This is a genomic window from Sanguibacter suaedae (assembly GCF_016342785.1).
GTDB lineage: Bacteria > Actinomycetota > Actinomycetes > Actinomycetales > Cellulomonadaceae > Sanguibacter > Sanguibacter suaedae.
Window position 1 is genome coordinate 221810 of sequence record NZ_JAEINH010000001.1, and the last position, 12785, is coordinate 234594.

Annotated in this window: 14 protein-coding genes; 10 read left to right on the top strand and 4 right to left on the bottom strand. The window is 73.5% G+C overall.

All coding sequences use genetic code 11. The features are described from left to right. Nucleotides 1-10: 10 nt before the first annotated feature. Nucleotides 11-379, bottom strand: coding sequence for an STAS domain-containing protein (locus tag JAV76_RS01055; protein ID WP_198732158.1), 369 nt, complete (start codon nt 377-379; stop codon nt 11-13). A 183-nt stretch (nt 380-562) separates the two neighbouring features. Here JAV76_RS01055 and JAV76_RS01060 point away from each other — a divergent pair, with 183 nt between their 5' ends. Further along, nucleotides 563-1126 carry a hypothetical protein gene (locus JAV76_RS01060; RefSeq protein ID WP_198732159.1) on the top strand — a complete coding sequence of 188 codons (564 nt, stop codon included), beginning with the start codon at nt 563-565 and terminating at the stop codon, nt 1124-1126. Nucleotides 1127-1133: 7 nt separating this feature from the next. On the opposite strand, the gene JAV76_RS01065 is transcribed toward JAV76_RS01060, so the two are convergent. Next, nucleotides 1134-2732: an ABC-F family ATP-binding cassette domain-containing protein gene (locus JAV76_RS01065; protein WP_198732160.1), complete on the bottom strand. Its 1599-nt coding sequence runs from the start codon at nt 2730-2732 to the stop codon at nt 1134-1136. A 215-nt stretch (nt 2733-2947) separates the two neighbouring features. Between JAV76_RS01065 and JAV76_RS01070 the strand changes: the two genes are divergently transcribed. Continuing rightward, entirely contained in the window at nt 2948-3451 is a 504-nt protein-coding gene (locus tag JAV76_RS01070) for a hypothetical protein (protein WP_198732161.1), read from the top strand. Nucleotides 3452-3463: 12 nt separating this feature from the next. Here the strand turns inward: JAV76_RS01070 and JAV76_RS01075 are convergent, their stop codons facing one another. After that, the gene (locus JAV76_RS01075; RefSeq protein ID WP_198732162.1) at nt 3464-3943 is read right to left on the bottom strand and encodes an aminoacyl-tRNA deacylase; all 480 of its coding nucleotides are present in this window, start codon (nt 3941-3943) and stop codon (nt 3464-3466) included. A gap of 102 nt (nt 3944-4045) precedes the next feature. Here JAV76_RS01075 and JAV76_RS01080 point away from each other — a divergent pair, with 102 nt between their 5' ends. From JAV76_RS01080 to JAV76_RS01105, 6 genes are all read left to right on the top strand, one after another. Then, a complete protein-coding gene (locus JAV76_RS01080; RefSeq protein WP_198732163.1) occupies nt 4046-4210 on the top strand; it encodes a hypothetical protein in 165 nt (54 codons plus the stop codon). 134 nt (nt 4211-4344) lie between these two features. Further along, nucleotides 4345-4710, top strand: a complete 366-nt coding sequence (locus tag JAV76_RS01085; protein ID WP_198732164.1) for a hypothetical protein — start codon at nt 4345-4347, stop codon at nt 4708-4710. Between the two features lie 64 nt (nt 4711-4774). Beyond that, the gene (locus tag JAV76_RS01090; protein WP_198732165.1) at nt 4775-5359 is read left to right on the top strand and encodes a GTP-binding protein; all 585 of its coding nucleotides are present in this window, start codon (nt 4775-4777) and stop codon (nt 5357-5359) included. After that, nucleotides 5356-5745: a roadblock/LC7 domain-containing protein gene (locus tag JAV76_RS01095; RefSeq protein WP_198732166.1), complete on the top strand. Its 390-nt coding sequence runs from the start codon at nt 5356-5358 to the stop codon at nt 5743-5745. The genes JAV76_RS01090 and JAV76_RS01095 overlap by 4 nt, the downstream gene beginning before the upstream one ends. A 46-nt stretch (nt 5746-5791) precedes the next feature. Next, nucleotides 5792-10270, top strand: a complete 4479-nt coding sequence (gene hrpA / locus JAV76_RS01100) for an ATP-dependent RNA helicase HrpA (RefSeq protein ID WP_198732167.1) — start codon at nt 5792-5794, stop codon at nt 10268-10270. Then, entirely contained in the window at nt 10267-11106 is an 840-nt protein-coding gene (locus JAV76_RS01105) for a pentapeptide repeat-containing protein (RefSeq protein WP_307843939.1), read from the top strand. Before hrpA ends, JAV76_RS01105 begins: the two co-directional genes overlap by 4 nt. Before the next feature lies 1 nt (nt 11107). On the opposite strand, the gene JAV76_RS01110 is transcribed toward JAV76_RS01105, so the two are convergent. Next, nucleotides 11108-11524 carry a hypothetical protein gene (locus JAV76_RS01110; protein WP_198732168.1) on the bottom strand — a complete coding sequence of 139 codons (417 nt, stop codon included), beginning with the start codon at nt 11522-11524 and terminating at the stop codon, nt 11108-11110. Between the two features lie 70 nt (nt 11525-11594). Here JAV76_RS01110 and JAV76_RS01115 point away from each other — a divergent pair, with 70 nt between their 5' ends. Together JAV76_RS01115 and JAV76_RS01120 are read left to right on the top strand one after the other, a co-directional pair. Beyond that, on the top strand, nt 11595-12008 hold the full coding sequence (locus JAV76_RS01115; RefSeq protein WP_198732169.1) for a hypothetical protein: 414 nt from the start codon (nt 11595-11597) through the stop codon (nt 12006-12008). Between the two features lie 85 nt (nt 12009-12093). Continuing rightward, a complete protein-coding gene (locus JAV76_RS01120; protein WP_198732170.1) occupies nt 12094-12738 on the top strand; it encodes a hypothetical protein in 645 nt (214 codons plus the stop codon). Nucleotides 12739-12785 lie beyond the last annotated feature (47 nt).

Below are 12785 nucleotides of genomic sequence, written 5' to 3' on the forward strand. Positions count from 1 at the left end.
CCGACAGGGGTCATGCGCCCGCGCGGACCGTCCCGTCGTCGTCGCTGCGCCGGATCGCGAAGCGGTCGGTCATGCCGAGCACGTCGAGGAGGTCGAGCATGTTGGGCGTCGGGTCGAGGAGCTCGACGTCGATGCCGCTCTCCTCGCACACCCGGTAGACCTGGACGAGGAACGCGAGGCCCGAGGAGTCGATGAACGTCACCGCACCCACGTCGAGCACCACGGGGGCGTTCTGCACCATGAGGAACACCATGGCCTCGCTCGCCTGGTCCCTGAGCGCCGCGTCGACCTCGCCGTGGAGGGTGATCCACGTGGATCCGTCGACGGTCGTGAAGGAGATCCCGGACGCGTCGTCGCGCCCCAGGGGGAGAGTGCTCATGTGTGCTCGTACCTGTCTCGTCTTGCGGGTCGGTCTGCTCGGCCGTCGGGCGGTGCGCCCGCGTCTCGGTTCAGGCCGCTGACGACCGTAACGCGCGACGCCGCGATTTTCCATCCGGGGACAGAGGGTGAACATCGTGTGTGCACCCAGGCCGTTCCCAGTTTTCCGTTGCACAATCGTTACATGACGTCGAAGACGACTCGACTGGCCGCCGCGAGCCTCCTCGCCGTGGCCATGCCGCTCACGCAGAGCCCCACCGCGGTCGCGGTGGGCGCGGAGCGTGACGCCTCCCTGACGCTCGCCCGTGCGCAGACGGACGTGATCACGCGCGACATCCTCCTCGCAGCCACCCACACCACCGTCCTCCCGGCGGAGCTGCGCACCGCGACGCGCGACGCCATCGCCTCCGCGCAGGCCGCGACGACCGGTGCCCGCGACGCCCTCCGCGACGCGGGCACCAGCGACCCCCACGCCTTCTGGTACGCGGAGGTGTCGCTCCAGGACGCCCTCACCGCGCTCGAGGCCGCGTCCGCGGAGATCCGCCACGTCGCCGGCCGCGTGAGCGGCACCGACGAACCCACGGCGTTCGCGCTGCGCGCGCTCCTCGACGACCTCGGCACCCTCCGCGACGACGTCGACGGCACGAGCGGCCGCACCGCGTCGCGGGACAGGGGCGCAGGGGACGCGGTGGGCAGAGGGCACGCGGCGGACGCGGGCACCGCCGACGAGAGCGGCACCGTGGCCTGAGCCGGGCTCAGCCCGCGACGGCCCCGTCGGCCAGGTGCAGCCACCCGCCGGTCCACGTCCGTCGCAACCATCGGTCGTGGGACGCGACGACGACGCACCCCGGCGCTGCGCGTACCGCCTCGGCGAGCTCGTCCGCGAGCGCGAGGGACACGTGGTTGGTGGGCTCGTCGAGGAGGAGCACCTCGGGGGCCTGGGCGACGAGGAGCGCGAGGACGACGCGCCTGCGCTGCCCGACGCTCAGCTCGCGCAGGGGGCGGGAGGCGTCCCTGGGTGCGACGAGGCCGAGGGACAGCAGGTCCTCGGGGTCGCCGAGCAGCGAGAAGACCTGGCGTGGCGTCCGCTCGTCGTCCTGCAGGTGGACGTCCTGCTCGAGGAGACCGACCCGCACGCCGTGGGCGCGGTGCACCGTCCCCGAGGCGGGTGCGACGTCACCGGCGAGGACGTGGAGGAGCGTCGACTTCCCGGACCCGTTGCCGCCGGTGACGAGGAGGGTCGTGTCGGCCGCGAGGTCGAGCGCGGGGACGGCGAGCCGGCCCGGGACCACGACGTCGCGCAGGCTCACCACGACGCCGTCGGCACCGGGTGCGGCGAGGCCGTCGGTGCGGGTGCGGAGCTCGAGGGGCCGGGGTGGGCGCGGCACCTGTGCGGCCTCGAGGGTGTCGAGGCGCAGGCGGGCGTTGCGCACACGGCGCGACACCTGGCTCTGCACGCGTTCGCCCAGCCGGTCGTAGCCGAGCTTGTTGCCGTCGCGCATGGGCGCGCCGTGCGCGACGCGGCGCGCGGTCCCGGCCACGGACCGTCGGAGCGTGGCGAGCTCCGCCTGCTCTGTCTCGTAGCGCTCCTCCCAGGCCGCCCGGGCGGTGCGCTGCTCGGCGCGGTACGCGGAGAAGGTGCCGCCGAACGTGGTGGCGCCGGTCCCGGTGATGCCGGGGTCGAGGTCGAGGATCTCGGTGCAGACCTCGTCGAGGAGGTCGCGGTCGTGGCTGGCGATCACCACGGCCCCGGGGAGCGCGGTGACGGCCTGCGCGAGGAACGTGGCCGCGTCGTCGTCGAGGTGGTTGCTCGGTTCGTCGAGGAGCAGTACGGCGGGGCGCCGGACGAGGAGCGCCACGAGGCCCAGCCGCGTGCGCTCGCCCCCGGACATGTCGCCCACGGTGCGGTCGACGACGCGCTCGAGGCCGAGGCCGGCGATCGCGAGGTCGGCCCGGCGGTCGGCACCCCACACGTCCGCGGCCTCGGCGGCGCGCAGCGCGTCGTCGTACGCGTGGACGCACGACGCGTCGTCCGGGCGCGCGGCGAGGGCGGCGGCGGCCCGCTCGAGCGCTGCCTCGAGGGTGCGCGCGGCGGCGAGGGCGTCGTCGACCACGCGACGAGCGGGCACCTCGGGCCCGTACGGCAGCTCCTGGTGGAGGTACCCGACGTCGGACGGGCGGTGGACCGTGCCGGAGTCGGGGTCCTCGAGCCCGGCGAGGAGGCGCAGGAGCGTGGACTTGCCCGCCCCGTTCTCGCCGACGACGCCGAGGCGGTGCCCGGGGGCGACGGCGACGTCGACGGAGCGCAGGACGGGGCGGTCCCCGTAGGTCTTGGTCAGTGATTCGGCGTGCACGTGTTCCTCCCCGCGGGACGGGCGCACCGGTCGGTTCCGGGCGCACGGGTCCCGCCAGACGACGGATGGTCGGGGCGGGTCAGGTCCACATGGGGACCACCATGCCCGACGCCCCCGCGCCGGGTCACGACCTTTTCCGGACCTGCACCGGACCTGACCAGCCCCGACGGCCGGTTCCGGCGGCGGACGGCCCGTCGGTCAGGGACACTGGGGCCATGACCAGACAGACCACGCCCCGCCCCCAGGCACGGCCACTGGCACGACCCGTCCACCGTTCCCTGGCTCTCGCCGCCGTCCTCGGAGCCACGCTCGGTCTCGGCGCGTGCGCCGAGGTCCAGGAGCTGACCGACTCGACCCAGCAGCTCGCGTCCGAGGCCGCGGAGCAGGCGAGGAGCATCGGCGGCGACGCCCAGGCCCTCCGCGACCAGGTGAGCACGCTGTCCGACGACGTCCGCGCGAAGGCCGACGTCGCCGTGCAGTCCGCGACCGACGCGTCGGAGCAGGCGCGCAGCGCCCTCGAGAGCGCCCAGCGGACCGGGCAGGACGCCGAGCAGCAGCTCGCCGACGCCCAGGTCTCCCTCGACGACGCGACGACCCGCCTCGAGGAGCTCCGGGCGTCCCTCGGTGACGAGGCGGGACCCGAGGTCCGGTCGGCGATCGACTCCCTCGAGGCCGAGGTCGCCGAGCTCCGGCAGTCCGTGGAGAGCGCCGAGGGCTGACCCGCCCGCGGCTCAGGCCGTCGTGCCGCCCGCAGGGTCGGTGACGTCGGCGACCTGCGCGTCGAGGACGGTCACGAGGTCCGTGCCGTCGACGGTGGCAGCCACACCGTGCGCGCCGGCGCCGACGGACACGTCCCGCCCCGGCACGGTCGCGTCCGCGACGACGGGCAGGGCGCGCGAGGACCCGAACGGCGTGATGGTGCCGCGCTCGTAGCCGGTGACGGCGAGCGCGACCGCCGCGTCGGGCATCGACATGCGCTGCACGCCGAGGAGCGCGCGCAGGCGTGGCCACGAGATGGTGCGGTCCCCGGGGACGAGGACGAAGAGGTAGTCGTCCTCCGCCCGGCGCACCACGAGGGTCTTGACGATCGCCGAGGGGTCGACGCCGCGGGCGGCGGCGGCCTCCTCGATGGACCGCACCGGGCCGTGGCGGGTGATGGTGAAGGCAAGTCCGGACGCCTCGAGAGCGCGGACGGCGCGTTCTTCGCTCATCCACCGAGCATCGCACGTGCCCGGGCGGGCAGCCCTGCTCCGGCGAGCCGCTCGCGGCGCACCGCTGATACCGTGATCCCAGACCCTGACCTGGAGGATCCCATGCGCCACGTGTTCGCCTACGCCATGCTCGCCCTGTTCGCCCTCGGCCTGTTCGTCATGGGCATCTCCGCGAACTTCCCCGGCTACGAGGCCTACGTCTTCGTCAGCGGCATCCTCCTGAGCACCCTCGCGTTCCTCATCCCGATCCAGCTCGTCAAGGATTGAAGGTTCAACGACTGAGAGCGGCCTCACACCGCACTCACCCGCAGAGGTCTTCACGACCCGCGGCCCACCGGTCGATAGGTGGAGGACACAGGTCCAGGACTCGCCGGGCCTGACCTCACCCCAAGGACACCACCGTGACGAACGTCGACCTCTCCCTGAAGTCCGCCCTCGAGATCGACGGGGCCATGGCCGTCGCCCTCGTGGACTACGACAGCGGCATGTCGCTCGGCCAGGCAGGCACCGGCATCGACCTCGACGTCGCGGCCGCCGGGAACACCGACGTGGTGCGCGCCAAGATCCGCACCATGCACCGGCTGGGCATCCAGGAGTCCATCGAGGACATCCTCATCACCCTCGGCAGCCAGATCCACCTCATCCGCCTCCTGCAGAGCGAGGGTGGGCGCGGCCTGTTCCTCTACCTCGTGCTCGACAAGTCGCGCTCCAACCTCGCGATGGCACGCCGCCAGCTCCTCAACATCGAGCGCAACCTCGAGATCTGACGCACCCCGATCATCCCCGCCGGTGCCCGTACGGGCACCGGCGCACGAGGAAGGACCGGGACGCATGGAGCACCCCCTCCCCACCGCCCCCACGAAGATCGTCGTCACCGGACCGTTCGGTGCCGGGAAGACCACCCTCGTGACCACGCTCTCCGGCATCCCCGGGGTCTCCACGGAGACCGGGGTGAGCGACGGCACGGCCGTCGTGAAGACCCGCACCACCGTGGCGCTCGACCACGGCACCGTCACCGCGACACCCCCCGCGGGCGCCACCTGGCAGCAGCAGCGCGTCGCCCTCTTCGGGACGCCCGGTCAGGACCGCTTCTCCTTCATGTGGGAGATGCTCTCCACCGACATGGCCGGGTACGTCGTGGTGGTCGACGCGAGCACCACGACCAGCGTCGTCCAGGCGCGCGACATCGCCGCGACGTTCGCGCGCCTCGCCCCCGAGGTGCCGCGCGTCGTCGCCGTGAACCGGTGGGCCGAGCCCGACCGCACCCGCACGCACCTCTCCCGAGCGCTCGGCGCACCGGTCGAGGCCCTCGTCGAGTGCGACCCGCGAGAGCTCGCGGACTGCGCCACGGCGCTGCACCACCTCCTCGACCGCATCTCCCGCACCCCGACCCGAGAGCACGGACCGCGCCCATGATCGTCAAGCACCACGCCATCAACGTGGCGAAGTCGCTGCACCGCGACATCTCCGGGATCCGCCGCGTCCTCATCACCCGCACCGACGGGCTCACGTTCTACGACGACGACCCGGACAGCGACCACGACAGCGCCGCGGCCATCGCCGCGACCGTCCTCGGCATCGCCCACCAGTCCGCGTTCTCCTTCGGGCTCGGCGGGTTCCAGCTCGCCACCGTCCGCGGCCCCGAGGGCTGCCTCGTCGTGTACGCGGTGGACCAGCGGCACATCCTCGCCGTCGTCACCGAGCCCAACGTCAACCTCGTGCTCCTCGACCGCATCGCCCTGCGGCTCGCCCGCGAGCTCGCCGAGGCGGAGTCCGGGGCGCAGGCCCCGGTGGGCTACTGACCCCTCGGTGCGAAATCGCTTGCGACGCCTGGGAGGATAGGTGGTTGTGAGCACGGGGAGCGAGAACACGACCGGGCACCCGGAGAAGGGCGCCGGGCAGGGTCGACGGCAGAACCGGCGACGCTCCGCAGGGCGCCGCGGCACCGGTCAGGCCCGCCCGCCCCGCGTCGACACCGCCCGCCTCGAGCGGGCCGCCGCGACGCGCACCGCCGTCGAGGTCCCGCCCATCACGTTCCCCGAGCAGCTGCCCGTCTCCGCGCGCCGCGAGGACATCGCTGCCGCGATCCGCGACCACCAGGTGGTCGTCGTCGCCGGGGAGACCGGGTCCGGGAAGACCACCCAGCTGCCCAAGATCCTCCTCGAGCTGGGGCGTGGCCGCGCCGGGCAGATCGGTCACACCCAGCCGCGGCGCATCGCCGCGCGCACCGTCGCCGAGCGCATCGCCGAGGAGATCGGCACCCCGCTGGGGCAGATCGTCGGGTACCAGGTGCGCTTCACCGACGAGTCGTCGGAGAGCACCCTCGTCAAGGTCATGACCGACGGGATCCTCCTCGCCCAGATCCAGCGCGACCCCCAGCTCCTCGCCTACGACACGCTCATCATCGACGAGGCCCACGAGCGGTCCCTGAACATCGACTTCATCCTCGGGTACCTCACGCGGCTCCTGCCGCAGCGCCCCGACCTCAAGGTCGTCATCACGTCCGCGACCATCGACTCCGACCGCTTCGCCCGGCACTTCGCCCCCGGCGGCCCTGCGGAGCCCGACGCCCCCGACGACGCCCTCGCGCCCGTCATCGAGGTCTCCGGGCGCACCTTCCCCGTCGAGGTCCGCTACCGGCCCCTCGTCCCCGAGGACGGCGCCAAGGGCGACGAACGAGACCTCATGACGGGCATCTGCGAGGCCGTCGACGAGCTGTGCTCCGCCGGCCCGGGCGACATCCTCGTGTTCCTCTCCGGCGAGCGCGAGATCCACGACGCCGCCGACGCCCTCTCCGGGCACCTCGGGCAGCGCGTCTCCGACCCGAGGCGCCCCGACCACGTCGAGCTCCTCCCCCTGTACTCGCGGCTGTCCGCCGCCGAGCAGCACCGCGCGTTCCAGTCGCACCCCGGCCGACGTGTCGTGCTCTCCACCAACGTCGCCGAGACCTCCCTCACCGTCCCCGGCATCCGGTACGTCATCGACCCCGGGACCGCGCGCATCTCCCGCTACTCGAAGGCCACCAAGGTCCAGCGGCTGCCCATCGAGCCCGTGTCCCAGGCGTCCGCCAACCAGCGCTCCGGGCGCTGCGGGCGCGTCGCCGACGGCATCGCGATCCGCCTGTACTCCGAGGACGACTTCCTCTCCCGCCCCGAGTTCACCGAACCCGAGATCCTCCGCACGTCGCTGGCGTCTGTGCTCCTGCAGATGATCAGCGTGGGCGTGGTGCGCACGCCCGACGACGTCGCCCGGTTCCCCTTCGTCGAACCCCCAGACACGCGCGCCATCCGTGACGGCGTCCAGCTCCTCACCGAGCTCGGGGCCCTCGAGACGCGCGCCCCCCGGGCAGGCGAGCGCGACGGGGCCCTCGGGAAGGGCGGCGGCACGCACCTCACCGAGACGGGGCGCGCCCTCGCGCAGCTGCCCATGGACCCGCGCCTGGCCCGGATGATCGTCGAGGGCGGGCGGCACAACGTGGCCCGCGAGGTCATGATCATCGCGGCGGCCCTGTCCATCCAGGACCCGCGCGAGCGCCCCACCGAGACACGCGCCCAGGCCGACCAGATGCACGCCCGGTTCGCGGACCCCACCTCCGACTTCCTCACGTACCTCAACCTCTGGGAGTACGTGCGCGGGCAGCAGCGCGACCTGTCGTCGTCGGCCTTCCGGCGGTTGTGCCGCGCGGAGCACCTGAACTTCCTGCGCATCCGCGAGTGGCAGGACGTCGTCACCCAGCTCAAGGAGATGGCCAAGCCGCTGGGCATCGTCATGAACCCGCCCGGCAAGCGCGTCGACGGGTCGAGCCGACGCACCGCATCAGGCACAGGCGGGCCGGCGGAGGGCGAGACGCCCGACCCGCGGCTCACGTGGGACGGGGACACGATCCACCGCTCCCTCCTCGCCGGGCTCCTCTCGCAGATCGGCATGCAGGAGGCCACGGAGGTCCGGGCGGCCGCGACCAAGGGCAAGGAGACTGCTGCCGACCGTCGGGCGAAGAAGTTCGCCCGCAACGAGTACCTCGGGGCGCGCGGTGCCCGGTTCGCGATCTTCCCCGGCTCGGGCCTGTCCAAGAAGCCCCCGGTGTGGATCATGGCGGGCGAGCTCGTCGAGACGTCCCGGCTGTGGGCGCGCGACGTCGCCCGCATCCAGCCCGAGTGGGCCGAGGACCTCGCGTCGCACCTCGTGAAGCGCACCTACTCCGAGCCCCACTGGTCGAGCAAGCAGGGCGCCGCGCAGGCCCGCGAGAAGGTCCTCCTCTACGGGGTGCCGATCGTCGCCGACCGCACCGTCCTGTACTCGAAGGTCAACCCGGAAGAGGCGCGCGAGCTGTTCATCCGGCACGCCCTCGTCCAGGGCGAGTGGACCACGCACCACGAGTTCTACCGGGAGAACCGGCGGCTCCTCGACGAGGCCGCCGAGCTCGAGGCGCGCTCCCGGCAACGCGGTCTCGTCGTCGACGACGACGCCCTCTACGCGTTCTACGACGAGCGCGTCCCCGACTCCGTGGTGTCCGCACGGCACTTCGACCAGTGGTGGAAGGGCGCCCGACGCGACGACCCCGCCCTGCTCACCTTCACGCGCGAGCTCCTCGTCCCTGAGGGCACGGGCACGGTGTCCGCGGAGGACTTCCCGCAGCAGTGGGTCCAGGGCGACCTCACCCTGCCCCTGACGTACCAGTTCCAGCCCGGGACGGACGCCGACGGGGTCACCGTCCACGTCCCGGTGTCCGTCCTCAACCGGGTGGTGCCCGACGGCTTCGACTGGATGGTGCCGGGTCTCCTCGACGAGCTCACCACCGCCGCCATCCGCGCCCTCCCCAAGCCGGTCCGTGTCCAGCTGGTGCCCGCGCCCGACGTGGCCCGCGACGTCGTCGCCTGGATCCGTGAGCACTGCCCCGCGTGGACGGACATCACGCGCGCCGGGGACATGGCCGAGTCGTTCGAGGCCGCGTTCACGCGCGCCGTCCGAGCCCTGCGCGACGTCGAGGTGCCCGCCGACGCGTGGGACGCCGAACGCCTCCCCGCCCACCTGCGCATGACGTTCCGCGTCGTCGACGAGCGCGGTGCGTCCCGCAGCGAGGTGGTGCTCGACGAGAGCAAGGACCTCCTCGCCCTCCAGCGGCGTCTCGCCGCCCAGGCCGAGGCCGCCGTCCGCTCCGCCGTGAAGAGCGCCGTCGGCACCGCGCTCCGCGAGGCGCAGGCCGCCGCCGGCGCTGCTGGGGGTGCCTCAGGGAGTGCGTCCGGTGCTGGTGGCCCGGCCGGCTCCGCCGAGTTCGGCAGTTCCAGTCGAGGACGTCGTTCCCAGGGACCGAACTCGACCGGAAGTGACGAACTCGGCGACCACGACGGTGGGACGGGCTCGGGTCAGGGCTCGCGTCAGGGCTCGGGATCCGGTGGCGGTGGCGCCCACGACGGTCTCGTCGGGAGCGTCGGCGGGGCCGTGCAGGAGGTCGACGCCTTGGTGACCTGGCCCGACGGGTTGCCCGACGGGGTGCTCCCCGCACAGGTGGACTCCCCCGGGCCCGGCGGGATGGTGGTCCGCGGGTACCCGGCCCTCGTCGAGGAGCGCAGGACGGTGGCCCTGCGGGTCCTCGCCGACGCGTCGCGGCAGCGGGCTACGCACGAGCGCGGGGTCCGTCGTCTCCTCCTCGGCGAGACGGCCCTGCAGCAGGGGCGCATCACGTCGCGGTGGTCGGCGACGCAGTCGCTGACGCTCGCGGCGTCGCCGTACCGGAACACCGGCGCGCTCGTCGCGGACCTGCAGCTCGCGGCCGTGCAGAACCTCACGCCCGACGCCGCGTCGGTGCGGTCGGTCGACGCCTACCGGGCGGCGCTCGCCACCGTGCGGTCGGGTCTCGAGGAGGAGGTGCACCGGGTGGTGGGGCACGTCGTCGCGGTCCTCGCGGCGGCGCGGACGCTCGACGCGGAGATCCGGTCGGCCAACTCGTTGGCGCTCCTCAACACCCTCACCGACCTGCGTGACCAGGTGGCAGGGCTCGTCCACGAGGGCTTCGTGTCCGCGACGCCCGGGCACCGGCTGCCGCACCTGACGCGCTACGTGCGGGCCGCGTCGTACCGGTTGGAGAAGGCGACCACGAACCCCAACCGGGACGCCGAGCTCGCGTGGCGCGTGCACGACGTCGAGGAGGCATGGGACCGGGCGCGCGCGTCGTCCGCGGCCGGGCAGCCGGACCCGGCGCGGGCCGCCGAGCTCGCGGAGGTGCGGTGGCTCGTCGAGGAGCTGCGCGTGTCGTTGTTCGCGCAGCAGCTGGGGACCGACGGGCCGGTGAGCGAGAAGCGCATCCGCAAGATGCTGGGCGACTGGTGAACCCGACCGCGAGCGCGCCCGGGCCGGACCTCGCGGCGGACTGCTCGCGGTGCTTCGGGTTGTGCTGCGTGGCGTTGGCGTTCGCGCGGTCGGCGGACTTCGCGGTCGACAAGGCGGCCGGGGACCCGTGCCACAACCTCGACGACGCGGACCGGTGCACCATCCATGCGCGCCTGCGCCCGGAGGGTTTCAAGGGGTGCACGGTGTTCGACTGCTTCGGGGCGGGGCAGAAGGTGTCGCAGGGGACGTTCGGGGGGCGCAGCTGGCGGCACGACGACGGGTCGCGGGCGCTGATGTTCGAGGTGTTCCCCGTGGTGCGCAGGCTCCAGGAGGTCCTCTGGTACCTCGTGGCGGCCATGACCATGCGCGGCACGGAACCGGTGCGGGACGACCTCGAGGCGGCGGTCACGGAGACGCAGCGCCTCACCGGTCTGGGCCCGCAGGACCTGGCCGCCCTGGACGTCGACGCGCACCGGGACGGTGTGAACGTCCTCCTGGCGCAGGCGAGCGGACTCGCCCGGGCGACGTACCCGTCGGCGCCGCGGACCAAGCGGACGCGACGCATCGGGCCCGGGGCGGACCTCCTTGGGGCGCGGCTCGACGGGGCAGACCTGCGCGGCGCAGACCTCCGGGGCACCTACCTCATCGCCGCCGACCTCCAGGGTGCCGACCTGCGTGGGGCGGACGTCATCGGTGCGGACCTGCGCGACGCGGACGTGCGCGGGGCCGACCTGTCGGAGGCGTTGTTCCTCACGCAGGTGCAGGTGTCGTCGGCCGTCGGTGACGCCGCGACACGCCTCCCCGGGACGGTGCGCCGCCCGGACCACTGGGCGTGAGTCAGGCGTGCGCGTCGTCCCGCCCGGGCAGCGACGCGAGCCACCCGACGGCGAGCGCGCCGACGAAGGTCCCCACCGCGACGAGGAGGGTGCCGACGAGGTACAGCCCCGTGTCGTCGGTCATGGCGCCCTTGACCCCGAAGCCCCCGGCGAACCCGACGGCCACCCACGTCGCGGTGAGCGGGACCCCGAGGGTCCGCGCGCCCACGACGACGAGGACGGCGAGCGTGAGCACGGCGCCGAGGACCTGCCACGCGACGTAGGGGCCGCTGACGTTCCCCTCCGGGGACGTCACGTACTCCTCGCGGGCGAACCACCCGAACCACGTGATCGCGGACATCACGACGAGGGCCACGGTGACGAGGTTGGGCCGGGCACGCAGCGCGTCGAGGGGGCGGCGTCCTGCGGTGGGGGTCATGCGTGGACCCTATCCGGGTCGGTGCGCGCCCGGCCATGGTGCGGTGCACCATGGGTGGGAGGGGGCCATGGTGAGCAACACGAGAAGGACGCAGCGGTCGATCGGGTGCGCGCTGCTGGTCGCGGCGCTGTGCGCGGCGTGCGCTGACGACCCGATCCCGGCGGGTCCGACGCCCGGGCCGCCGCCGACGACGAGCGAGCGGCCGGACGGCGAGGCGACAGCTGAGGGGACGTCGACCCTGGGCCCGTACGAGGTGACGAGCGACGCGATCGACGTCGCGGTGACGTGCACCGGCACGCGGGCCGTGACGGTGACGGTCGACGGTGTGGGGTCGTTCGACGCGTGGTGCGACTCCATGGAGGGCGAGGGAGACACGTCGCACGTGTTCGACGTGCGGGGCGTGGACACGTACACGCTCACCGTAGAGGCCGACCCGGAGCAGGTGTGGTCGGTCGCGGTCACGACCGCGCCCCCACCGGCCTGAGCTGCAGCCCGGTGAGGGCACGCGGCGAACCGCTGGGAGGCGAGGCTCGCGGTCATCGCGCCGACCATCGTGGATGATGACGTCCATGTCGGCGCTGGAGGCGTATCACGACGACGTACGCGTGCGGGTGGCGCGCGCCGTCAGAGCGCGTGGGTACGTCGGCCACAGCGAGGACTGGCACGTCGTCGGGGCCTCCGGCGATCACGGCATGATCAGCACCCAGCGGAACCGGCTCTCCGACGACCGGCTGGTGTTCCGCGTGCACCTCGCGGTGACGCCCGGCCCGTGGTGGGAGTACCTGGGCTGGTCGGACCTGACACCGCGGACCACCCACGGCCTGTGGCGTCAGACGCTGACCCCCACCACCGATCACGTCGAGCACCGGGGCGAGCGCTGGTGGCTGGTCCACGACCGCGACTCGGCTCGCCGGTGCGGTGTGGACGTCCTTCGCGGGCTCACGGGTGGTGGCTTCGACCAGGTCGGCCGGCTCCTCCACCGGCCGACGCTCATCCGCACCGTCCGACGGGGCGACCTCGGACGTCGGCGCGCCTTCCGGCACGTGCTGCTGACGGAGCTGCTCCTCCTCCACGCCGACGAGGGTGATGCCCTCGGCTTCGCCCGCGTGGTTGCCGAGCTCGACAAAGATCTGCCGCCCTCAGGGCCCGTCCTCGCCTGGGCCGAGGAGCGGCTGCAGCTCCGCACCCGCACCCGGGCCTCGCCGGAGGCGTGAGACCGGCCACCACGGTCAGGCTGGAGAGGCCCGGGCCGGTCGTGCCG